Genomic DNA, 528 nt, shown 5'->3' with positions numbered 1-528 from the left:
GCGCTTGTTGCGGTGAAGCTGCCATCAGTTGTCGTAACCGTAATCGTCGCCGTGCCGTTTCCTACTGGCGAGACTACGCCATTCGTTACCGTCGCTACGCTAGCGTCGCTCGTGCTCCACGTAACGTTCTTGTTCGATGCTGTGGCCGGATTAACCGTCGCCGTCAGCGTTTCGTCCGCTCCGCCTGTTAACAGGCTCAGCGACGTTTGATCCAACGTCACTCCCGTTACTGCAGTCGTCACCGTTACTGTGCTTGTCGCGGTGAAGCTGCCGTCAGCCGTCGTCGCCGTGATCGTCGCCGTGCCGTTCCCTACTGCCGTAACAACGCCATTCGCTACCGTTGCTACGCTAGCATCGCTCGTGCTCCACGTGACGTTCTTGTTCGACGCTGTGGCTGGGCCTACCGTTGCCGTCAGCGTTTCGTCTGCTCCGCCCGTCAGCATGCTCAGCGACGTTTGATCCAACGTCACTCCCGTTACTGCCGTCGTCACCGTTACCGCGCTTGTTGCGGTGAAGCTGCCATCAGCT

1 protein-coding gene is annotated in these 528 nt (G+C 59.7%); it reads right to left on the bottom strand.

Annotated features, from left to right (window positions below):
- Positions 1-528, bottom strand: a 528-nt coding sequence (locus PKO01S_RS28605) for an Ig-like domain-containing protein (RefSeq protein ID WP_174818626.1), incomplete at both ends; no start/stop codon positions are given.

It is taken from the genome of Paenibacillus kobensis NBRC 15729 (assembly GCF_004000825.1).
Lineage (GTDB): Bacteria > Bacillota > Bacilli > Paenibacillales > Paenibacillaceae > Paenibacillus_T > Paenibacillus_T kobensis.
The sequence above is the reverse complement of the archived record's forward strand: the minus strand, read 5'-3'. Positions and strand labels throughout refer to the sequence as shown.